The 20,651-nt window shown below is 40.1% G+C and carries 21 protein-coding genes and 1 other RNA gene; 14 read left to right on the top strand and 8 right to left on the bottom strand.

The annotated features are described in order from the left end of the window. A complete protein-coding gene (locus tag SAR02S_RS02540) occupies positions 1-747 on the top strand; it encodes an EI24 domain-containing protein (protein ID WP_041956598.1) in 747 nt (248 codons plus the stop codon). Here SAR02S_RS02540 and SAR02S_RS02545 read toward each other — a convergent pair. From SAR02S_RS02545 to rho, 3 genes are read right to left on the bottom strand one after another with little or no spacing between them, the layout of a single operon-like run. Beyond that, positions 744-1,238: an asparaginase domain-containing protein gene (locus SAR02S_RS02545; RefSeq protein WP_084218433.1), complete on the bottom strand. Its 495-nt coding sequence runs from the start codon at positions 1,236-1,238 to the stop codon at positions 744-746. The genes SAR02S_RS02540 and SAR02S_RS02545 overlap by 4 nt on opposite strands. A gap of 2 nt (positions 1,239-1,240) precedes the next feature. Continuing rightward, positions 1,241-2,941, bottom strand: a complete 1,701-nt coding sequence (locus SAR02S_RS02550) for a DNA polymerase III subunit gamma/tau (protein WP_041956601.1) — start codon at positions 2,939-2,941, stop codon at positions 1,241-1,243. An 18-nt stretch (positions 2,942-2,959) separates the two neighbouring features. Further along, entirely contained in the window at positions 2,960-4,375 is a 1,416-nt protein-coding gene (gene rho / locus SAR02S_RS02555; protein WP_232293973.1) for a transcription termination factor Rho, read from the bottom strand. Positions 4,376-4,576: 201 nt separating this feature from the next. On the opposite strand from rho, the gene SAR02S_RS02560 reads away from it, so the two are divergent. The 3 genes from SAR02S_RS02560 to SAR02S_RS02570 all read left to right on the top strand — a co-directional run bounded on the left by SAR02S_RS02560 (position 4,577) and on the right by SAR02S_RS02570 (position 7,257). After that, positions 4,577-5,257 carry a di-trans,poly-cis-decaprenylcistransferase gene (locus tag SAR02S_RS02560; RefSeq protein WP_041956603.1) on the top strand — a complete coding sequence of 227 codons (681 nt, stop codon included), beginning with the start codon at positions 4,577-4,579 and terminating at the stop codon, positions 5,255-5,257. A gap of 93 nt (positions 5,258-5,350) precedes the next feature. Then, on the top strand, positions 5,351-6,682 hold the full coding sequence (hcp, locus tag SAR02S_RS02565; RefSeq protein WP_041956605.1) for a hydroxylamine reductase: 1,332 nt from the start codon (positions 5,351-5,353) through the stop codon (positions 6,680-6,682). A 242-nt stretch (positions 6,683-6,924) separates the two neighbouring features. Continuing rightward, the gene (locus tag SAR02S_RS02570; protein WP_041956607.1) at positions 6,925-7,257 is read left to right on the top strand and encodes a cupin domain-containing protein; all 333 of its coding nucleotides are present in this window, start codon (positions 6,925-6,927) and stop codon (positions 7,255-7,257) included. Positions 7,258-7,297: 40 nt separating this feature from the next. On the opposite strand, the gene SAR02S_RS02575 is transcribed toward SAR02S_RS02570, so the two are convergent. Next, positions 7,298-7,513 (bottom strand): RNA-binding S4 domain-containing protein, encoded by a 216-nt coding sequence (locus SAR02S_RS02575; RefSeq protein ID WP_041956609.1) that lies wholly within the window; start codon positions 7,511-7,513, stop codon positions 7,298-7,300. 147 nt (positions 7,514-7,660) lie between these two features. Between SAR02S_RS02575 and SAR02S_RS02580 the strand changes: the two genes are divergently transcribed. Genes SAR02S_RS02580 through SAR02S_RS02590 form a run of 3 tightly spaced genes read left to right on the top strand, consistent with a single transcriptional unit; the run spans position 7,661 to position 9,574 of the window. Continuing rightward, positions 7,661-8,161 (top strand): QcrA and Rieske domain-containing protein, encoded by a 501-nt coding sequence (locus tag SAR02S_RS02580; RefSeq protein WP_041956610.1) that lies wholly within the window; start codon positions 7,661-7,663, stop codon positions 8,159-8,161. Continuing rightward, positions 8,158-9,318, top strand: coding sequence for a cytochrome b (locus SAR02S_RS02585; RefSeq protein ID WP_041956612.1), 1,161 nt, complete (start codon positions 8,158-8,160; stop codon positions 9,316-9,318). The genes SAR02S_RS02580 and SAR02S_RS02585 overlap by 4 nt, the downstream gene beginning before the upstream one ends. Beyond that, positions 9,305-9,574: a hypothetical protein gene (locus SAR02S_RS02590; RefSeq protein ID WP_041956614.1), complete on the top strand. Its 270-nt coding sequence runs from the start codon at positions 9,305-9,307 to the stop codon at positions 9,572-9,574. Before SAR02S_RS02585 ends, SAR02S_RS02590 begins: the two co-directional genes overlap by 14 nt. A gap of 22 nt (positions 9,575-9,596) precedes the next feature. Here the strand turns inward: SAR02S_RS02590 and hemJ are convergent, their stop codons facing one another. Then, complete coding sequence (gene hemJ, locus SAR02S_RS02595; protein ID WP_084218434.1) at positions 9,597-10,109, bottom strand: protoporphyrinogen oxidase HemJ; 513 nt, start codon at positions 10,107-10,109, stop codon at positions 9,597-9,599. A 171-nt stretch (positions 10,110-10,280) separates the two neighbouring features. On the opposite strand from hemJ, the gene SAR02S_RS02600 reads away from it, so the two are divergent. The 4 genes from SAR02S_RS02600 to SAR02S_RS02615 all read left to right on the top strand — a co-directional run bounded on the left by SAR02S_RS02600 (position 10,281) and on the right by SAR02S_RS02615 (position 14,023). Continuing rightward, positions 10,281-11,666 carry an aminotransferase-like domain-containing protein gene (locus SAR02S_RS02600; protein WP_041956616.1) on the top strand — a complete coding sequence of 462 codons (1,386 nt, stop codon included), beginning with the start codon at positions 10,281-10,283 and terminating at the stop codon, positions 11,664-11,666. Positions 11,667-11,819: 153 nt separating this feature from the next. Then, on the top strand, positions 11,820-12,404 hold the full coding sequence (locus SAR02S_RS02605; RefSeq protein WP_041956618.1) for a LysE family translocator: 585 nt from the start codon (positions 11,820-11,822) through the stop codon (positions 12,402-12,404). Positions 12,405-12,416: 12 nt separating this feature from the next. Then, entirely contained in the window at positions 12,417-12,734 is a 318-nt protein-coding gene (locus SAR02S_RS02610; RefSeq protein WP_041956620.1) for a cupin domain-containing protein, read from the top strand. 56 nt (positions 12,735-12,790) lie between these two features. Then, on the top strand, positions 12,791-14,023 hold the full coding sequence (locus tag SAR02S_RS02615; protein WP_041956623.1) for a DEAD/DEAH box helicase: 1,233 nt from the start codon (positions 12,791-12,793) through the stop codon (positions 14,021-14,023). 20 nt (positions 14,024-14,043) lie between these two features. On the opposite strand, the gene SAR02S_RS02620 is transcribed toward SAR02S_RS02615, so the two are convergent. Continuing rightward, positions 14,044-15,666 (bottom strand): YcaO-like family protein, encoded by a 1,623-nt coding sequence (locus SAR02S_RS02620; protein ID WP_041956625.1) that lies wholly within the window; start codon positions 15,664-15,666, stop codon positions 14,044-14,046. Positions 15,667-15,796: 130 nt separating this feature from the next. Beyond that, positions 15,797-16,172, bottom strand: a transfer-messenger RNA (tmRNA) gene (gene ssrA / locus SAR02S_RS13335). A gap of 75 nt (positions 16,173-16,247) precedes the next feature. Between ssrA and SAR02S_RS02625 the strand changes: the two genes are divergently transcribed. Next, a complete protein-coding gene (locus SAR02S_RS02625; RefSeq protein WP_041956627.1) occupies positions 16,248-16,754 on the top strand; it encodes a hypothetical protein in 507 nt (168 codons plus the stop codon). Positions 16,755-17,048: 294 nt separating this feature from the next. Here SAR02S_RS02625 and SAR02S_RS02635 read toward each other — a convergent pair whose 3' ends face one another. Next, positions 17,049-18,647, bottom strand: coding sequence for a cache domain-containing protein (locus SAR02S_RS02635; RefSeq protein WP_041956631.1), 1,599 nt, complete (start codon positions 18,645-18,647; stop codon positions 17,049-17,051). Between the two features lie 83 nt (positions 18,648-18,730). Here SAR02S_RS02635 and SAR02S_RS02640 point away from each other — a divergent pair, with 83 nt between their 5' ends. After that, positions 18,731-19,405: a response regulator transcription factor gene (locus SAR02S_RS02640; RefSeq protein ID WP_084218435.1), complete on the top strand. Its 675-nt coding sequence runs from the start codon at positions 18,731-18,733 to the stop codon at positions 19,403-19,405. Between the two features lie 132 nt (positions 19,406-19,537). Beyond that, positions 19,538-20,524 carry a DctP family TRAP transporter solute-binding subunit gene (locus SAR02S_RS02645; RefSeq protein ID WP_198133075.1) on the top strand — a complete coding sequence of 329 codons (987 nt, stop codon included), beginning with the start codon at positions 19,538-19,540 and terminating at the stop codon, positions 20,522-20,524. Positions 20,525-20,651: the final 127 nt, after the last annotated feature.

Consider the following 20,651-nt stretch of genomic DNA (forward strand, 5'->3'; position numbering starts at 1 on the left):
ATGAACACAACCTCTAAAACCAATATTTTCGCCCTAGCTCTTGGAGATACACTCTCTCCAAGAGTTTTGCTTGTCTCACTTCTCTCATTTGTCTTAACCATTCTGGTTTTTATAGGGGCTATTTGGCTTCTTTTTGGAGGTCTAGGCGCACTTTCAGCGTGGATTGCACAGAGTTTGCAAAGCTTCGAGGGAAGTGTTGAGCAAAGTTGGTTTTTGAGCATGATCTCACTCATTTTCATCACCAAAACGGTGGTGGCTATTCTCTTCTTTTTCACCTCTGCCATGGTGACGTATTATCTTTTCTTGATGGTTTATTCGGTTATTGTAGGACTTTTTGCAGGTTATTTTATTAAAGAGATAGGCTCGATCTATTATCCCCGTGTTGCATTCTCTGGCATGGGACTGATGAGCTATGTGTGGATAGTGCTTAAAACGCTTCTGTGGACAACGCTGATGTTTTTGCTCCTTTCGCCTTTAGTCTTTATCCCCGTATTGAATTTTGCGCTTTTAGTGCCTGTTTTTTATCTGTTTCATAAACTCTTAGTTTTGGATGTGGCTTCAATGGTTAATTCGAGCGAAGAGTATAAAGAGCTAAAGCGGTTGTATGCAGGGCAGATGAGAGGAATTTCATTGGTCTGTTTTGGACTTACCATCATCCCTTTTTTAGGTGTGGTGATTTATCCTTATTATGTGATCGTGATGAGTCACTTTATCTTTCGTAAAACCGAGGGTTTACGAGCTCTTTAACAAAGCTCAAAAATCCCTTTTTGTCTGTTTTTATAAATACTTCCATGACGTGCAATCGCGCCGTGCATGGCAAGGTTGACCCCATTTTTTTCTCGACACATTAAATCACCCAAAGCCATCATAAAATTGCTTGTTGCCTCAACAGTGTCGATGCTAAAAGGTACCATTGCTCCTGTTAACGTGATGATCTTATCTTTTATATGTAAAGCTAAAAAGGTTGCGGTAACATCCATCGTATCAGTACCATGTACGATCAAAACTTTACGACACGACGAGTTTTTGATGGTTTGTACGATCAATTCCCGATCTTCCTCGCTCATCTCAAGGCTATCTTTGTGAATAATATTGAGAAGTTCATATGGCGTGTTGTTGCAGTAGCGCAAAATAGACTCTAACGCAATGCCATCTTTGGGAACTTCAAGTTCGCCTTTAAGAGGATTGTAGCGTTTATTAAAAGTACCACCTGTATTGATAATAAGGATTTTATCCATGATCAAACCTTCTGGCGAATTTGAATTTTTTGAGGATCAAAAAGCTCGGTGGCTCTTTGAACAAAAGGAGTGTTAAGCACCTCTTTGGCATCAATCTCTTTTTTGTCAGCCATCATTGCCCCTGTCGCACAGCTGTCACTTTGAGGCAGATCTGCAAACTCTAGGCTCTCCATCATGGATGAACTTTGGTCGTTTGCACTCAGTTCTGCTTCGCTCATTTCAGATTCGTAGTTAGGTTCATATGAAGGTTCATATGAAGGTTCAGGTTCGGGCTGAAGAGAAGGTAGTGGCGCTTGCGTTTTAGTGATTTTTATTTTAGCTTCTACGCCAAAAAGCTCTTGAACAAAGTGTTTGATGATGCTGTAGTAGGTATTGAGCGTTTTACTTGCTTCCCCTTCGGCGCTGGAGGTGAGGGCTAATAATTCATCCTCAAAGTTTATAAAACGAATGTGATGCTTAAAGCATTCGCCAAGCTCTGCGTTACGATCAAGCAATTTATCGCAAAGACGCGCAAAAAGCATTTCAGATGTGACGCCTTGATCTTTTACATGTAAAGGTTCTTCTTCCTCTTGTGCTGCTACGGGAGCATCATTGTTTGTTTCTGCCACTTCAACTTTAGCGTGAGCGGTAGGAACACGGAATTTCTCATTTTCAAGTGAATCAATCATCTCTTCGATGGTTTTAATATTCGTAGCTTCGATCATCTTAAAGAAGATCAAGGAGAGTACAAAACCGTTGTTCGCGTTGATGTAAAGAAGACTTTTGGATTCACTGAGAATTTTGAAAAAACGCTCATACAGAAGTGTTGAAAAACGGCGATCTTGTGCAAAAAAAGCATTTTTAAGATATGCGATCAACTCATCGATGACAATTTCACACTCATAACTCTCAAGCTCTTTAATGAGGTGAAGCATTTCGCTTTTATTGCCACTTAAAATGGCAGTAAAAATCGTCTCAAGTTGGTTAGGATCAAGAAGCCCCAGCATTGTTGCAACATTCTCAGGCGTAATGTAGCCTTTTGAGAAGATGATGGATTGATCAAGCAAGGTTAATGTATCACGCAGTGATCCATTTCCAGCACGAGAGAGCATCTCTAAGGCGTCTTTTTCGTACTCGATGTTTTCAAGATTGAGAATATGGCAGAGATGATTGACGACATCGCTTTGTTTAATCTGTTTAAATCGAAAATGTTGAGCCCTAGATAAAATCGTTGCAGGTAGTTTTAAAGGATCGGTCGTTGCAAGGATGAATTTTACATAACTTGGAGGCTCTTCTAATGTCTTCAAAAGTGCATTAAACGCTTGTGTGGTGAGCATATGAACTTCATCGATGATGAAGATTTTAAAACGAGCACTGGTTGGTTTATATTTTGTACTTTCGATCAATTCACGAATATCGTCAATTCCGCGATTAGACGCAGCATCCATTTCGATGATGTCAATGTGACGGTTTTCATTGGCACTGAGGCAGTGTTCACACACTTCACACGGAGTAGAAGAGGGGCCTTGATCGCACACGAGCGCTTTAGCAAAGATGCGCGCTGTCGAAGTCTTACCACTACCTCGAAGTCCTGAAAAGAGATAGGCATGTGAGAGCCTATCTTGGTTGAGTGCTAATGAAAGTGTTTGGGTGATCGACTCTTGGCCGATCAACTTATCAAACGAGGAAGGACGATATTTTAGAGCAAGTACTTGGTGTGACACAGCGCAACCTTTAGGTTTTTAGTCATTCATAATCGAAAGTAGTTCTTCATTGTCCTTGGTTTTAAGCATCTTAGCATACAAGAATTTAAGTGCTTCAATGTCATCCATTTGGCTGATAGCACTTCTAAGTGCCCAGATTTTTTGAAGACGATCAGGGGTGAGAAGAAGCTCTTCTTTACGTGTTCCTGATTTCATGATGTTAATCGCTGGGTAGATACGACGATCGGAGATATTTCTATCGAGAACGATTTCGCTGTTGCCGGTACCTTTGAACTCCTCAAAGATAACTTCGTCCATTCTACTTCCTGTCTCAATAAGTGCTGTTGAAATAATGGTCAAACTACCACCATCTTCGATATTTCGAGCAGCTCCAAAGAAACGTTTTGGTTTATGTAGTGCGTTTGCATCTACACCACCACTTAAAACTTTACCACTTGAAGGGGTTACGGTATTGTAAGCACGAGCAAGACGAGTGATAGAATCTAAAAGGATGATGACATCTTTGCCCATTTCAACACGGCGTTTTGCTTTTTCGATGACAAGGTTTGCAACACGAACATGGTTCGACGCTGGCATATCAAAGGTTGAGCTATACACTTCACCTTGAACACAACGTTGCATATCGGTAACCTCTTCAGGTCTCTCATCGACAAGTAAAACGATGAGTTCTGACTCTGGGTGATTACGAGCGATGCCGTGTGCTAGCTCTTTCATAAGTTCTGTTTTACCACTTCTTGGAGGTGCAACGATAAGACCACGTTGTCCTTTACCAATTGGGGTAAAGAGGTCAAGTACACGACCAGTGATTTTCATTGGATCGTATTCGAGTTTGATTTTTTCGGTTGGGTAAAGTGGTGTTAGGTTTTCAAAAAGAGGGCGTTTTTTGCTCTCTGCAAGAGGTAGATAGTTGATTGCTTCGATCTTAAGAAGAGCGTAGTAACGCTCCTGATCTTTTGGAGGTCTAACTTGCCCAGTGACGATGTCACCGGTACGAAGTGCAAATTTCTTGACTTGTGTACTACTTACATAGGCGTCATTGGCACTGTCTGAGAAGTTAGCATCTGTAGCACGTAAGAAGCCATAACCTTCACCAGCAATCTCTAAGATACCCGTAAAAAGGATAAATCCGCCTTGGTTGACTTGTGATTTTAAAATTTCAAACATCAAATCTTGGCGTTTTAATTCGTTTGGATTTTCAATGCCAAGTTCTGTCGCGATCTCTAAAAGTTTTTCCAGAGGTGTGGTTCTTAGCCCCTCTATTTTGTAGCCATCAACGGGAACGTGGGTTCGTGATTTGTTATAGTGAGTTGGTTTTGCTTGTCCGTTACCGTTAGTATTCCCGTTTGGTTGGGCTGAATTCGCGCAGGGTTGATTGTTTGAGGTAGGAGTGTTTCCGCTCATTGTGCCTTCTTTGTTGTTAGTTTGATCGTTCATGAAGCTAGAGTCTCTTGGTATGGTGAAAGGATTCCCAAAGATAGAGTTGCTTGAGTCGATTTTTATGAGACTACTTTGTGAGAATTCTAAAAAGTAGTGATGGCGTAATTTTAGTCAAAGCGGGAGGATTTGTCAAGTAAAGCTAAAGTCAAACAAGATAAAATGTGACCCAATAAAACTGGATACAAAGAAGTTGAAACTATGAATGATTTAGTGCATTTGGCGATTATTATGGATGGCAATGGTAGATGGGCAAAACGTCAAGGCAAAGAGCGTTCTTTCGGGCATAAAGAAGGTGCTAAAAAAGTACGTGAGATCACGAAGTATGCTGCTAAGATGGGCATAGAGTACCTGACTCTTTATGCGTTTAGCACTGAAAACTGGAATCGTCCAAAAGCTGAGGTGAGCGTTTTAATGAAACTTCTCTCCAAATATCTTCACAGTGAAATTCCGACCCTTTTAGAGAATAACATCCGTTTTGATGTCATCGGCGATATGAGCAAGTTTTCTCCTTCGCTTCAAAAAGAGATCACTTATGCCAAAGAGATGACGGCACACTGTACGGGACTTAGACAAATTCTTGCCATCAACTATGGCGCACACGATGAAATCCTTCGAGCCATCAACAAATCTTTACATGTAAACGGTGAAATCACCAAAGAAATCTTAGAATCCAACCTTGATACCGCGGGCATTCCTCCTGTGGATGTCCTCATTCGCACGGGTGGCGACTGCCGCCTCTCCAACTTCTTGCTCTGGCAAGCCGCTTACGCAGAGCTTTTCTTTAGCAAAACACTCTGGCCAGATTTTTCGGTGGGTGAGCTTGAAACCATCGTCTCAGAGTATCTTCAAACCGAACGACGTTTTGGTGGCATCGTCTAACTGATCCCTATAAAAGTCTTGATTGAGATCAATCAATGACTTACTTCTCTCCTCTTGATAAGATACCGCAAATTTTTGGAAAGAGGATAAAAAATGTCTTTAAATATGTTATGTGATCAATGCTCTATGAGTGCCATCAATGGCTGTGGTTCTAAAGGTCAAGATATAGGAACGTGTGGCAAAGATGCCAACTTGGCAAAACTTCAAGACATCATGATTTACGGTCTTAAAGGTCTTAGTGCTTATAGAACACATGCGAATGAATTTGGTGCCAATACCAAAGAAGTCGATGACGTCATCGCTCAAACACTATACTTCACCCTTACCAACGTCAACTTCAACTTTGACGATCATATCGCTCAACTGATGAAAATCGGCTCTGCGGGTGTTAGAATGATGGACATCTTAAGTGATGCACACACTTCTCACCTTGGCGTTCCAACCCCTGTTCAAATCAGTCAAAACAGAGCTGAAGGTAAAGCGATCTTAGTAAGCGGTCACAACCTTGACATGTTCTTAGAGCTTTTGAAACAAACAGAAGGTAAAGGCATCAATGTTTATACGCATTCAGAAATGCTTCCAGCACATGCGTATCCAGAGCTTAAAAAATACCCTCACCTCAAAGGTAACATCGGTAAATCATGGTTTGATCAAACGAAACTTTTTGAAGAGTGGGGCGGAACTATCATCGTTAACACCAACTGTATCGTTCCTCCAAAATCAAACTCAACTTATATCGATAGACTCTATACTTACGACATCGTAGGCATCAAAGAGGGCAAAAAAATCCAAAACAATGACTTTAGTGAAGTTATCGCTCAAACATTAGCACTTCCCGATGTAACAGGCTTTGACAGTGAAGAGACACTCGTAACAGGTCACCACTATAAAACCATCCTTGGTCTTGCGCCTCAAATTCTTGAAGCAGTTCAAGCAGGTAAAATCAGCCAGTTTTTTGTCATCGCAGGTTGTGATGCTCCAGGAAGTGGCGGCGAATACTACAGAAAAATGGCAGAGAGTTTACCAAATGACTGCGTCATCTTGACATCAAGTTGTGGTAAATTTAGATTTAACGACATCGACTTTGGAACCGTTGCAGACACAGGCATTCCTCGCTACTTAGACCTTGGTCAATGTAATGACAGCAATGGCGCTGTACACATCGCTCTTGCCCTTGCTGGCGCCCTTGGTGTTACAGTACATGACTTACCAGTCTCTATCGTTCTTAGCTGGATGGAGCAAAAAGCAGTTCTTATTCTTCTAGGACTCTTTAGCCTTGGCATCAAAAACATCTACTTAGGACCAAAACCACCACAATTTGTAACTGATGACATTTTCGCTTTCTTGCAAGAGAACTTTAACTTGCATTTGACGGATGACGCGGCATCTGACGTGGAAAAATTACTGCTTAAAAAACCTGCGTAAACTTTACATGTAAAAAAGATAGGGAACTCTTCTACGAAGGGTTCCCTCGTCTTTATGCTCTCTAATATGCAATGACTAATAGAATAGACATTCTAAAAAAGATTTATATTTTTTGATTCGAATAGGGTGATTTCAAAGTAGGGCATTTGTAAATTATGTTATAATTAGTATGATATAAAACTATAATTTTATTATCAATTATAAACAAAAAAAATACAAATTGTTAGATAGGATAAATATACATGAAATCGATATTTCCTGAACCAATATTAAATCTTCCTCAAGCAGATATTCCAATTAAAGGTCTTAATGCTTATTTATCACAAAGCAGTAATCACCAAATTATCTTTATGGAATTTTCTGAAGATGTTGATTTGCCCGAACATTCTCATGCGAGTCAAGTGGGAATTGTTCTTGAAGGTAAAATCGATTTAATAATAGATGGTGTTAAAAATACCTTTCAAAAAGGGGATAGATATTTTATACCGAATGGTATAAAACATTCAGGCAAAATCTATGCAGGATATGCAGATATGACATTTTTTAATGAAAAAAATAGATACAATGCAAAATAAGAGAATAGACTGCGAAGTAAATAGAGATTAGGACTAAATTTTAACTTATTTTAGCTTCAACCTCAATCACCTCACCACCCACTTCAATAATCTCTCCTGAAACGATTTTAGCGCGTTTTCGAAGCTCAACTTCACCGTTTCGTTTAACCTGTTCTTCTTCTATGAGCATCTTTGCTTGCGCTCCACTCTCTGCAACACCCGTCACTTTGAGAAGTTTAAATAACTCTATGAAGTCATCTTCTAGTTCAAATTTCATTTTTATTCCTTTGTTGATGTGCAATAATATCCGAATCCATCTTTACATGTAAACCTCTTGGCGCTTCTCAAAAGCCAGTAAAATTTTATTAATGGAAGTTTTTGGTAAAATGGCTATGCGTAAAGCATGGCATAAAGGAAAATGGGGATGGATAGAAACCGAAGACTGGTGAATTACTCGCTCTTAGCGCTTACGGGGACGGGTGTGTATTACACGGTCGGTACGATGTTCCAGTCCTTAGAACCACCCAAAAAAGCACTCCTTGATGCGGCTACCTTTATCGACATTAACGCATTACCACTCAATGAAATTTCTTATAGGACATGGCAGAAAAAACCGCTTTTTATCCTCAAAAAAGACGCTTCATTGACTCTCGATAAAAAGCGAGACATTAAAATTGGCGATTATTATTACACATTGATGGTGGGGATTTGCACCCATTTAGGCTGTGTTCCAAAGTATGATGCTACTGTTAAACGCTTTGTCTGTCCGTGTCATAATGGGCAGTTTGACTACAATGGCAACGCACTTGCCAGTCCTGTGACAAAGCCCTTAGTCATTCCTCCTTTTAAAGTGCATGATGAGACGATTATCGTCGGAGAAGTAGGCGAGGCGTATCTCCAACTTATGGAGGCATCAAAAGCATGAATTTAAAGCTTAAAAATTTCAATATTTTACTTTACACAGGCGCTATCATGGTGGTTTTGTGCCTTTTGTTACTCGTTTCGGGTATTTTCCTCTCTATGCACTATATTCCCGATGCGGAGAAAGCCTTTGAGAGTGTTCATACGACGATTATGCAAGAAGTCAATTACGGCTGGTTGTGGCGAAAAATCCACGCGCTTGGCTCAACTTTTTTCTTTTTACTGCTCTACATTCATCTTTTGGGCATGCTCTATTTTGGCTTTTACAAACATGGTAAAACGAAGTATTGGTACAGTGGCATGGTGCTCTATTTTTGCTGTATGGTCATCGGTTTTACGGGGTACGTGCTTCCGATGGGGCAGATGAGTTACTGGGCGGCGCAAGTCATCACCAGTTTGTTGGAGTATATCCCCGGAGCTGGGGAAGACATCGTGCTGTGGGTTCGAGGCGATTTTAGTGTGAGTGGCATTACGTTGCTGCGTTTTTACACTTTGCACATTGTGGTGATGCCTTTAGCCATTACACTCATGGTGCTTACGCATACGGACTTTGTAAAGTGGTACGCAACGACGAAGCTTTCATGGAATCGCAAAGGTTTACATGTAAGCAAAGAAGAGCGTTTTAGCAAACATGACATCACACCCAAAGAGCCAAAACCGTTTTTCTCCAATGCCATTTTAAAGCCATTGTTGGCGTGTACACTCTTTTTGGCACTCTTTTTTTATTGTGTCTTTTTTCATGATGAGTTAGCGTTTGATGCTCTCAATCTCACTCCTGCCAATCCGAGCGATACGCCCTCCCATATCTATCCTGAGTGGTATTTTTTATGGATGTTGCAGTTGCTTAAGAGCTTTTTCTTTGACATCGGGATGATTAAAGGTTCCTACATCGGTATGGCTTCACTGGTGGTGGTCAATGTTGGGCTTTTACTGATGCCACTTTTAGATCGAAACCCTCGTCGCATTCCCGCACATCAGCGTCCTTACTTTTTGGCGTGGTTTTGGGCGTTGGTAGTCTCTTTGATAGGTCTTACCATTTTAGGAAAATTACCAAGTTCGACGCTTACTTTGTGGATTGGGTTGTTCTTCTCCACGGTGTTGATGGCACTTTTTTTCATTTTGCCTTTTTTATCTGGGAAGGAGTCTCATGCCAAATCTTAAAATTTTTGCGGCAATCGTGATGTGCGTTTTTGTACTTGTCGTGGGGCTTGAGTGGTTGCCAAAACAGTATGCCTCGCAGAATGCCATTGTTGTAGAACAGACACTTAAAACGGCATCGAGTGAAGAAAAAGCGATTTACGAAAAAGAGATGAGCCGACGTGAAGGGATAGGGTACAGCATTGTGGGGTATTTTCTTTTACTCTCGACGCTCTTATACCTTAAAATTCTTCTGCAACGCCCTAAGAAAATGGAGTAACTAAACGCTTTACATGTAAAGATTAGGATTTCTTTTTCGCATCCAAAATCATGTCGATAATCATCGCAAAAATGCCTAAAGTAATGAGCGTAAATGCCCATGAAAAGCTTTTGGTGATGACGTATCCGACAATTAAAATGGCTAACGCTGTGGGAACTTCGTTGTAAGCTCTGAAAAATTTACCATCTTTCGTGCAGGTGTCATTGGCAAGTTCCAAACGGTACTTTTCCAGTGAAAACGAATAAAGTGTGAGTGACATAAGTACGGTAAACTTCGCATAAATCCATCCACCGCTTGAGAGCAGTTGAGGGTCAAGTAAAATCATACCAAGACCGCTTGTAAGGGTTGCCCAAAAGGCAGGAAGCCCAATGTACTTGTAGATTTTGTATTCTTGAATTTTCACAACGTCCACAAACTCTTTTTTCTCAGCATGCTCAACATGGTAAACAAAAAGCCGTGGCAGATAAAACAACATCGCCATCCACGACATCAACGCTATAATGTGAAAGGCAAGCAACCATTTATAGTGTTCCAACGTCTATCCTTTTTTCATTTTACAGACGCATTATAACACCAAAAACTTACCCTAAACTGCTCTTTTGTCTTTTCATTAAATTCTATCCGAATCACGCTTTACATGTAAAGATTTTTAGTGGAAAATAACCATACAATGTTATAATTGTGTGGTTATAGCAAGGAGAAATGAATGTCCGACATTACCTTTGATCATCTACCTCTTACATGGAAGCCTAAAATTATTCCCTCACACAAACCCTTTTACATAGCTCTTGCGGAACAATTAGAAGCCGATATCAAAAATGGAAATTTGCTCCCAGGTACTAAACTGCCTCCACAGCGTGAACTCGCCTATGTGTTGGATGTCAATGTCAGCACCATTTCACGGGCATTTAAACTATGCACGCAAAAGGGATTGCTCTGTGGAACCATCGGCAGTGGAACGGTTGTCTCCTATGACTCCTTAACCAATTTAAGTCTGATTCCCAAGCAGACCTCCTTTCCTCTTATCGAAATGGGCTCGATGATTCCGGATGAAAATACCTATGATGAAATAACGCAGGTGATTAAAGAGATGCTCAAAGAGGCTGAGTTTGGGAGGCTTTTTGGGTATGGAACCTTTATGGCGACGCATTGGCAAAAAGAAGCAGCGGTGAAATTTTTAGCGCATATGGGATGTCACTCTACGGTTGATACGATCCTTCCATCCCAAGGCGGTCAAAATGCTATTGTGGCCATTCTTGCAGGTCTGTTTAAATCAGGCGATAGGATAGGCACAGACCCACTTACCTATCCAGGATTAAAGTCAGCTGCAAATATGCTGGGCATTCAGCTGGTTCCAATTCGTCACATTGAGCATGAAATGAGCGAAGAGAGCTTGATTTTGGCGTGTGAGAATGAAAAAATCAAAGGCATTTACACGATGCCTGAGTATCAAAACCCAACCACGCATCTGATGTCAGAAGCATGCAAAAAGATGATAGCACGCGTGGCAAAGCAGCGAGATATCATCATCATTGAAGATGGCATTCATAGCCTTTTAAACGAAACGCCTAGAAGTACCATTGCAAGCTATGCCCCAGAGCAGACCTTTTATATCGCCAGTCTTTCAAAGATCGTCGCTCCGGGTCTTAGGTTAGCGTATATCGTGACCCCTTCGCGTTATAAAAACGCTTTAACCAATGCAATTTACAATCTCAACATTACCCACTCACCCTTTTTACTGGAACTTGCTTCTCGCATGATGGCATCAGGAAAGGCCTTAAAATTGGTTCAAGATCGACGCATTCTCGCCAAAGAGTGCAATCACATCGTCAATAAAATCTTAGGGGACTTTGATGTGAGAGGTGCCACCTCTTCGAGCTTTCGCTGGCTTGTGTTGCCAGAGGGCATTGATGCAAACAAGATCGAAGAAGAAGCCTTTAATTTAGGTGTTCAAGTCTACAGCTCAGCGCGTTTTGCGGTGGGAACGACGAAGCCCATCTCTGCCATACGCCTTGCCATTACCGCTTCGAGAAGTTTAGAAAATTTGGAGAAAGGTTTGGTGATTTTAAGAGATTTACTTCAAAAGGCATAATTGTTTTGCATACAATTTAAAGAATGTATGTATGCTATGATTCCTCATTAAAAGATAGAGGAGTAAGCGTATGAAATGCTACAGTGTTGATGCTTTTGCTGAAAAACTCTTTGTGAATACAATGCTTTTTTCTTATGTAAAGGATAAGGCCTGATGAACATGACATTTTTTCTCTCATACTGCTTGATGATGACTATTACCCCAGGTCCGACCAACATCATGATTCTCTCTACGGTTCATCACCATGGCGTTTCTAAAGCTCTTTTGTTTTGTTATGGCACGATTGTGGGATTTGGGATTTCCTTGGCGTTAGCGGCATTTTTTAATGCTTTGCTGAGTGCATTTATTCCCAATATTATTGTGGTGATGCAATGGATTGGAAGTCTTTATATGCTCTACTTAGCCTATCAAATCGCTACGATGGATGGAAAATCTGGTTCAAAAAAAGAGTTTGGGTCATTTAAAAAAGGTTTTTTATTACAATTTGTCAATCCCAAAGTAATTCTTTTTTGTTTGACCGTTTTCCCAAGTTTTATTTTACCCTATCATACAACGCCAGTAGAATTGATGTTTTTTGTGCTTGTCATCACGGCCATTGGAGCATTTTCATTTTTTACATGGATCTTTTTTGGATCGCTCTTAGCGAGATGGATGCAACACTACCGTAAAAGTGTCAATGGTATTATGGCAGCCTTTTTGGTCTACACCGCACTGATTATTTCAGGAATAATGAATTAAAAGGAAAAAAAGATGATTACAAAACACAAAAATGCACAACCACGGACATTTTTAGGAGTAGATTTTATTTTGTTGTCGCATGGAGAAAAATCTATGGTGACCAAAATGCTGTATAAAATAACTGATAATGTCCCAAAACACGCACACCCCAATGAGCAAAGTGGATATGTCGTTTCAGGAAAATACAGACTTACCTTTAATGATTTTGATGAAGTGTTAGAAACAGGAGATAGCTATACCATCCCAGAAAATGTTCCCCATAGCCTCGAAATTCTTGAAGCAGGTGAAGTAGTTGATGTATTTACGCCACCACGAGAAGATTATCTATAGCCTCTTCTAAAGTGAGATTATTCTACAATGGCATAAAGACTAAAAGGACAGCACTTATGCCATTTTCTACTCTCAAATTATGCCCAGAAATCCAACAAGCCCTCGCTGAAGTTGGCTATACACAACCAACTTTCATTCAAGAAAAAGTGATTCCCCTTGTTTTGGAGCGAAAAGATGTGATGGCAAGAGCGCAGACGGGAAGTGGCAAAAGTGCTTCGTTTGTGCTGCCGATGTTGGAACTTTGGAGTGCAAGTAAAGGCGAGGGAAAAGCGAAGATCAAGGCATTGGTTTTAACGCCTACGAGGGAGCTTACGGTACAAGTCGCGGAGTCGTTTGTCACCTTTGGAAAATTCTTACATGTAAAACCCAAAGTGGTGAGTGTCATCGGTGGAGAGAAGATCGGTGAGCAACTTTACGACATTCAACAAGGGTGTGACATCGTGGTTGCAACTTCAGGACGACTACTTGACATCATGAGCAAAAAGCAGATTGATCTTTCTCGTGTTGAGTTCTTTGTACTCGATGAAGCGGACAAGATGCTCGATCTTGGTTTTGAGCAAGAGTTAAGTTCTATTCTTGAAGCCTTACCAGCCAAACGACAAAATCTTCTTTTCTCAGCGACTTACCCAGAAAAAATGCAGATGATTGCCTCTAAGATCACCAAAGAGGCAGTAGAGGTGAGCATTGAAGCGGAAGCGCCAACGGTTGAGCTTATCAAGCAGAGAGCCCTTGAAGTCAATAAAGAGAACCGAGCACCACTTCTGCGCCAATTACTACGTGAAAACAAATGGGAACTGGTTTTGGTTTTTATGGCAAACAAACGCGCTGCCGATAACATCGCTGTGAAGTTTCGCAAGCACGGGTTTTTGGCGGAATCGTTTCATGGTGATTTGCTTCAAGAAGACCGTTCATGGACGTTAAAGTCCTTTAAAGAGCGAAAGATTCGCGTTTTGTTTTCCACGGACATCGCTTCGCGTGGGCTTGACATCGACGATGTGAGCTGTGTCATCAACTTCGATTTGCCACGTGCAACCGAAGACTACATCCACCGCATTGGGCGAACAGGGCGTGCGGGAAAAGAAGGCTTGGCGATTTCGTTTATCGACCATGAAGACAAAGCGCATTTTGCACTCATCCAAAAACGCTGTGGTGTGAAGCTTGAAACAGAGCAGATCAAAGGGTTTGAACTGACAGGCGTTACTCCCCAAAAAGAGAAAGGGAGTGCGCCTATCAAAGGCAAACGCAAGAGTAAAAAAGACAAGTTAAGAGAGCAGGCTGGGCAAGCCTGATCTTTTACATGTAAAGGTTTTTAAGCGACGATAGCAGCTTTTTTAACTTCGAGTCTATCGTACATATCGAGGATGTTAACATAGTGTTGGTGCAGGCTTACGTCGATGAGGTAGGCTTTACCATCCAAGATATTCATGGCATGTTCGACTTTCTCTTTTCCAAAAATGTCCCATAGGGCACTTTCGTATTCTGCCCAGACAAGTCTTTGTTCTCTCAATGAGAGGATTTCGCAGAGAAGTTTACCCATTGGATTTTGACTAAACGAGAGGAGCATTTGTGCCTCTTCGTAATTTTCCAAAAGTAGATTGACTTGCGCTTTGAGGTCGATCATCTGAAAGTTTTGCTCGAAAATGACGCCGATGTATTTTTCCACATTGAGTGAATCTTCTAAAGGCTCGATGGTTTCTAAAAGCGTTTCGTGATTTTCTTCTTTGAAGTTGAGCACAGCATGACGGATAAATTTACCGCAGTTACGATTTTGGTAGACCATGTCATCGATTGGGTAAACCTCAGAAACACTTGGTACGATCATGTGGCATGAGTAGAAGTCTAAGTAGGTGTACTCACGTAGATAAATCTCTTTGCCCATTGACTTGACGATGTCACACAAAAAGGCGTATTCTGCTTGGCTTCCCTCGCCCTTATAATTCCACGGGGCATACTCAAAACTTTTGGTAGCATTTAAAAAGCCAAAGCCAATTTTACCGTTAGAATCGATGAAATGCGCTTCAAGGTTGAACGTGTCGCCTACGATGCTCATGTCAAATGTCGGCATTTCAAAAGCGTCAAGATTTTCGACGCCTCGTCCTTGCATTAGTTCACTCATGGTGCGCTCTAGGCTCACTTCCAAAATAGGGTGCGCGCCAAAAGAGACAAACAATGTCCCATTGCGTGGGTTGATAAGTGAGATAGCTGTTACAGGAAATTTGCCACCCAAAGAGGCATCAAGCACTTCAACGATGAAGCCCGCTTTTCTAAGCTCTATCACATCCGCATGCAGTTTCGGAAAAGTAGCGATGATATCTTCTGGGTACTTTGGAAGTGCGTAACCGTTTTTGATGATCTCAATTTTGGCATGACGTTCAAAAATTTCACTTAGTGCTTGCACTTTGGCTTCATCAGGCGTGTTTCCGCTCGCAAGTCCGTTGCTCACATAAAGATTACTGAGGATATTTAAAGGAATGTAAACTTGCTCATTTCCAAAAAAGCTTTGAAACGGGAGTGCGACGATCTTATCAGCATAGTCACTGTTAAAGTCGACTAAGTCTTCGTTGCTCATCTCATTGGATGGGTTGTAGATACCATATAAAGAAGGACTTAAGTACTCTCCGCCGAACTCGAACACTTTTTGGTCTGGGTAGTACGCACGATTTGGAAGGTGAAAGTCGATAAAACAGTTATTGGTTTGAAGTCTTTCGATGTACTCGCCAAGAGCGCTCGCTTTAGATGCCCCAGAGAGCGTGCCTTTACCGTTAGAATAAATATGATTGGGTGCTTCAACAGAGGCAAGATTGACTGAGTAGCAGTTTTTTAGCGGGTGTTTTTCGGTTGCAAAAGTGATGCCACAACCAAGATCTTTTAAAATGGTTTCCATTTTTAAAATAGAGACTTCGAGTGGTGCGTTTTTTGAGAGTATATTCATAATGTAAAAATTCCTTTTGGTTGTAACGCGATGTTGAAAAATTGGGTAAAAATTAAGTAGAATTAGGAAGGTAACAGGGAGTAAATAGAAGTTTAAAACTTCCATTTTGCCGAGTTAAAATCAATTCGAATGGTGGAGCTGTGGGGGATTGAACCCCAGTCCAAAAATAGCCACCTATGACGTCTACATGCTTAGATATTGTTGATAGTGTTTAATTTTGCTTCGTACAACAATCAGAAAACTACGCAAAACGAGCCTTTAACTTCGCTGCATGTAAAGGCGTTCATGCAGTATATCTATCATAGCTATGATACTTCCCAATCCTCCTTAGATAGCATTAAAGGGAGAAGCAGTCCTTATTTATTAAACTTATGCAGCTAGTGCGTAAGCAGGACGATAGTTACTGTTGTTAGCAGTTATTGATTGAAGGTTGTGTAACGGAAGACCCTCACTTCCGACATGCAGCCATAAGCTAAAACTACTCCTGTCGAAGCCATGTCAGCCCCATTCGAGAACAGTATTTTACCATAATAAATAGGAAACTTTGCTATAATTCGCAAAAATGTATTAAGGATTTTGTATTGAAAAGAATTGTATCGTCTCTTTGTGTAGTGCTTTTATTCTTATTTGTTCAAGGATGTGCCCCAAAATCGCCACCGCCTTCAACACTGAAAACCTATGCTAACGAAAAAGAGACCAACCCAAAGCTTTCTAAGCTTGTCGGTAAAAATTATATTAAAGGTGTCGTTCGCGCAGTAAACCATGACCCAGTTGCTCAAACATGGAATTATGAAATTGATGGTATCGAACTCACCAATGGAAAATTGCCTTACGTTAACTTCAATCACAAATCAGTTCTTGCCAATGAGGGCGATCTTGTCTATGCTTCATTTGATGGTATGAGAATGACTGAGATGTTTGTTATCAAAGCAGGATTTTACAAAGGTGGAAAACAAGCAACGACAACGCCACCACCAGTAAGAAAAAAGAGTTCAGGTAAAAGTAGTGACGATGGTGGTGCTGGCAAACGCGATAAAGCACACCAAGTAGTAGGCGTTCCACAAGAAGAGACTGTTAAATTAAATTAGATTTACGATTGTTAACTGATCGTTTACTTTGAGTTCCTATACTTCTCTTAGCGAATTTCATATTTTCTTCTGAAATGTATGGAGACTCAAAGAGGCGATCCGCCAAGCGCTTCTTTGAAACCCTTTTCTAACCTCTATCATAAAAATAACTCCTCCACTTTCATTTTTAACTTCACGTTTATCTCTTCTCTTTTTCTTAAATGATACGTTTTTAGATATGTTAACCGATCGTTTACTTTGAGTTCCTATACTTCTCTTAGCGAATTTCATATTTTCTTCTGAATGTATGGAGACTCAAAGGGGCGATCCGCCAAGCGCCTCTTTGAAACCCTTTTCTAACTCTATCGTAAAAATAGCTCCTCCATTTTCATTTCTCGCTTCAAGCTTCCCTTTCATACTTTTTTCAATAATCAATTTTGCCATATAAAGCCCAATACCTGTACCTTCATTTTGCTCTTTAGTGCTCATATAAGGTTCAAAAATCTTTTCAACTGGCTCTATCTTAATGCCACCACCATTATCTTGGATGATAAGTCGAACAGTTGTTTCATCACTCTGTAGGCTAATTGTGATTTTCCCCCCTTGTTTACCTGATGCAATGATGGCATCTTTAGCATTGGAAAGAAGATTAAGAACAACCTGTTCGTATTCACTTTTATACCCCACAATATATTCATCGTGAAGGATGTTGACCTCAATGGCAATCTCTTGGTTGGTAATCGACATACCGATGATACGCAAAACTTCATCGATGGAAGCATGGATGCTAAAGCTTTTTTTGTCTTTGTTAGGCATAAAGAAATTGCGAAAGTCGTCAATGGTATGCGACATGTATTCAACAATGTTTTCTGCCTCGACACATTTGATCTCCATAGCGGATTTATCGAGTTTATCCATGTTGTATTTAAGCTTTAGTGTCATTAGCAGTGCTGAGAGCTGGGAGAGGGGCTGACGCCATTGATGTGCAATGTTGCTGATCATCTCTCCAAGAGCAATAAATTTTGATTTTTGAATGAGCAGTTGTTCTTGCTCTCGGTTCTTTTGAATCTCTTCAAGAACACGACTCTCTAACGTTTTGTTGAGGTTTTCAAGTTCCAGTGTTTTTTGTTGGACTTGTTTATGGTAGGTTTGTAAAAAGCGTTCAATACGTTTACCCAGCATCACGGCAAAGGTATTGGCAATGAGCGCAAAGAGTAAAAAAATGATAATAGCAGATGTTACTTCTAACTTCATTTTCTTTTTAAAATCAGTCTTTGCAATGTCGATTTCTTTGTCTATATCATCAGTATAAGCACCCGCTGCAATGATGAGGTTCCACTCTTTGTAGAGTTTAAAGTAAGAGACTTTGGGGCGGATGATATTGCTTTCGGGTTTTTTATAGATGTAATCCACAAAAGAGTACCCTTGTTCATGAATATCTTGCAGAAAAATTTTGCGAAACGCTTTGCCATTTTCATCGGTGTAAGCATCAGAGATATACTCACCTTCTAAATCAGGACGGTTGGGGTTGATGAGCATCTTGGCAAATTTATCGCCACCTTTTATCTGTTCAACCTGATAGACAAAGATATAGTTGTGCTCTTGTCCACCGTAACGAATATGGCGAATCCAGTCGTACACTTCCAGTTTGAGTGCCGCTAGTGCCTTTGGGTCATTAAGAGTGGTTCGTTGTTTTTTAAACTCAATAAATTCAATGATGGCATCCACTTCACGTTTAAGAACATTGCGTTTGTTTTCGACGAAGGTTTTTTTACTATCTTCGATTTGTGCTTGTAAAATTTCATACTGTTTGGTGATAAAAAAGTAGCCGTTAAAAAGCATTAAAGAGCTGATAATAAAGATCGTACTGAAGATAATGATGGTGGAGATATTGCTCTCTTTAATAATTTTCATAAAAAACTCCCACGTCGACTGCTATAATAATGAAAAGAAAAAGTATCATAGTGATTCTTTTGAGAAATGTAAAGGGTATTGGAATGGATGAAAAGATGCTGAAAAAGCTTGCACCATATAGAGTTTTATACGCAGAAGATGACGTAGGGGTGCGAAAAAATGTTTATGAACTGCTCAGTCTTCTTTTCAAAGAGGTCTATTTGGCAAACGATGGTGAAGAGGCGTATAAACTTTTTGTACAGCATAAGCCCGATCTTATCATTACGGACATTAAAATGCCTCATCTTAGTGGCATTGAGCTTACAAAAAAGATTCGTGAGATCGATAACAAAGCGCATATTATTATTATCACTGCTTACACAGAAGTGGACTTTATGCTTGAAGCCATTGAGCTTTCATTGCTTCGTTACATTGTGAAGCCTATTACAGAGCCGAAGCTTTTTGATGCACTGGAGAAGTTTTTACAGTCAAAAGAGAAAGCACATCTTCAAGAGTTAGCGCCTGATTGGTACTATGACAGCCTGCAAAAAGTCGTTATTCACCATACTCAAGTGTATGAACTAACGAAAAAAGAGGCGAAATTGATTGAGCTTTTATTGCAAAAAGATTCGATTATCAGCTACGAAGAGATAGAACAAAAATTGTGGGAAAGTGAATATATGAGCCTTAATGCACTTCGTTTGATGATTAAAAATTTGCGTAAGAAATTACCTGAAGGCACTTTGAAAAATATTCAAGGCATTGGGTACAAGCTTTAAATTAAATTTTTCTACCATATATATGCGTTACCAAAAGAAGCTTTCTAAAACATATTTATTGAGTGTTTGTATTTTACATGTAAAGATTGTAGATTTTCGCCTATAATCAAAAAAAATATAGGATCAAACATGATGAAATGGTGTTCAATCTTCTCACTAATAATGCTCTTAGTCTTACCAACTTTTGCAGCAGAGTATACGATCAAACTGACACATGTGGTAAGTCCAAATACCCCAAAAGGTAAAGGGGCGGATTTTTTAGCTAAAAGAGTTTACGAACTGACCAATGGCAGAGTTGAGGTCATTGTGTACCCAAACTCAGAACTTTATGGCGATGGCGAAGAGATTAAAGCGTTAAAACTGGGTCATGTTCACATTGCAATGCCTAGCTTTTCAAAATTTACAAGCATGGTTCCCCAAATGCAGTTGTTTGATCTACCCTTTTTATTTCGAGATGAAAACCATGTTCATGCAGTCTTAGATGGTGAAGTAGGGCAGATCATCAAAGACAAAGTAACTGCAAAAGGGTTTGTTGCACTTGATTATTGGGATGCAGGGTTTAAACATCTCTCTTCCAATAAAAAAGCGATTATAGAAGGCAGTGATCTGAAAGGGCAAAATTTTAGAATTATGAACTCACACGTCTTAGAAGCTCAATTTAAAACAATGAGTGCAAATACGTATGTACTCCCTTTTTCAAAAGTTTATGGAGCCCTACAACAAGGCATTGTGGATGGCGCTGAAAATCCACTCTCTAATTTCTATACAAAAAAGTTTTATGAAGTTCAGTCTGACTTAACGCTCTCAGCTCACGGTTACCTTGGCTACCTCGTGATTATGAGTGAAAGTTTTTGGAGAAAATTCCCAAGCGATCTTAAGCCGATGATCGTGCAAGCAGTCAAAGAAGCAACAGCTTACGAGCGCAAGCTAGTTTCACAAGATGATGAAGAGACACTCCAAAAGCTTAAAGAGTATGCAAAAACGACAGGACATTTTACAATCCATACACTAAGCGCTGAGCAAAAAGAGTCATGGCAAAAAGCCATGGAGGCAATTTATCCACAATTTTATGGCGCTATTGGCGAAGATCTTATTAAAAAAGTGCAAGCAACACACTAAGTAAAATATACTTTACATGTAAAACTTGTTTGGTTCTTTATTAATAACTATTTGATTACAAAAGTTGCTAAAAAGTTGTCAAAAAACTTTTTTCGGTTAAATATTAATTGTAATTTATTATTTTTTG

This window comes from Sulfurospirillum arsenophilum NBRC 109478 (genome assembly GCF_000813345.1).
GTDB classification, from domain to species: domain Bacteria; phylum Campylobacterota; class Campylobacteria; order Campylobacterales; family Sulfurospirillaceae; genus Sulfurospirillum; species Sulfurospirillum arsenophilum.

Coding starts and splice junctions, on each gene's coding strand:
- SAR02S_RS02545 (WP_084218433.1), bottom strand. CDS start 1,238: ATGGATAAAATCCTTATTATCAATACAGGTGGTACTTTTAATAAACGC.
- SAR02S_RS02615 (WP_041956623.1), top strand. CDS start 12,791: ATGCCATTTTCTACTCTCAAATTATGCCCAGAAATCCAACAAGCCCTC.
- hcp (WP_041956605.1), top strand. CDS start 5,351: ATGTCTTTAAATATGTTATGTGATCAATGCTCTATGAGTGCCATCAAT.
- SAR02S_RS02585 (WP_041956612.1), top strand. CDS start 8,158: ATGAATTTAAAGCTTAAAAATTTCAATATTTTACTTTACACAGGCGCT.
- SAR02S_RS02645 (WP_198133075.1), top strand. CDS start 19,538: ATGAAATGGTGTTCAATCTTCTCACTAATAATGCTCTTAGTCTTACCA.
- SAR02S_RS02600 (WP_041956616.1), top strand. CDS start 10,281: ATGTCCGACATTACCTTTGATCATCTACCTCTTACATGGAAGCCTAAA.
- SAR02S_RS02540 (WP_041956598.1), top strand. CDS start 1: ATGAACACAACCTCTAAAACCAATATTTTCGCCCTAGCTCTTGGAGAT.
- SAR02S_RS02575 (WP_041956609.1), bottom strand. CDS start 7,513: ATGAAATTTGAACTAGAAGATGACTTCATAGAGTTATTTAAACTTCTC.
- SAR02S_RS02570 (WP_041956607.1), top strand. CDS start 6,925: ATGAAATCGATATTTCCTGAACCAATATTAAATCTTCCTCAAGCAGAT.
- SAR02S_RS02560 (WP_041956603.1), top strand. CDS start 4,577: ATGAATGATTTAGTGCATTTGGCGATTATTATGGATGGCAATGGTAGA.
- SAR02S_RS02635 (WP_041956631.1), bottom strand. CDS start 18,647: ATGAAAATTATTAAAGAGAGCAATATCTCCACCATCATTATCTTCAGT.
- rho (WP_232293973.1), bottom strand. CDS start 4,375: ATGAACGATCAAACTAACAACAAAGAAGGCACAATGAGCGGAAACACT.
- SAR02S_RS02590 (WP_041956614.1), top strand. CDS start 9,305: ATGCCAAATCTTAAAATTTTTGCGGCAATCGTGATGTGCGTTTTTGTA.
- SAR02S_RS02620 (WP_041956625.1), bottom strand. CDS start 15,666: ATGAATATACTCTCAAAAAACGCACCACTCGAAGTCTCTATTTTAAAA.
- SAR02S_RS02610 (WP_041956620.1), top strand. CDS start 12,417: ATGATTACAAAACACAAAAATGCACAACCACGGACATTTTTAGGAGTA.
- SAR02S_RS02605 (WP_041956618.1), top strand. CDS start 11,820: ATGAACATGACATTTTTTCTCTCATACTGCTTGATGATGACTATTACC.
- SAR02S_RS02640 (WP_084218435.1), top strand. CDS start 18,731: ATGGATGAAAAGATGCTGAAAAAGCTTGCACCATATAGAGTTTTATAC.
- SAR02S_RS02580 (WP_041956610.1), top strand. CDS start 7,661: ATGGATAGAAACCGAAGACTGGTGAATTACTCGCTCTTAGCGCTTACG.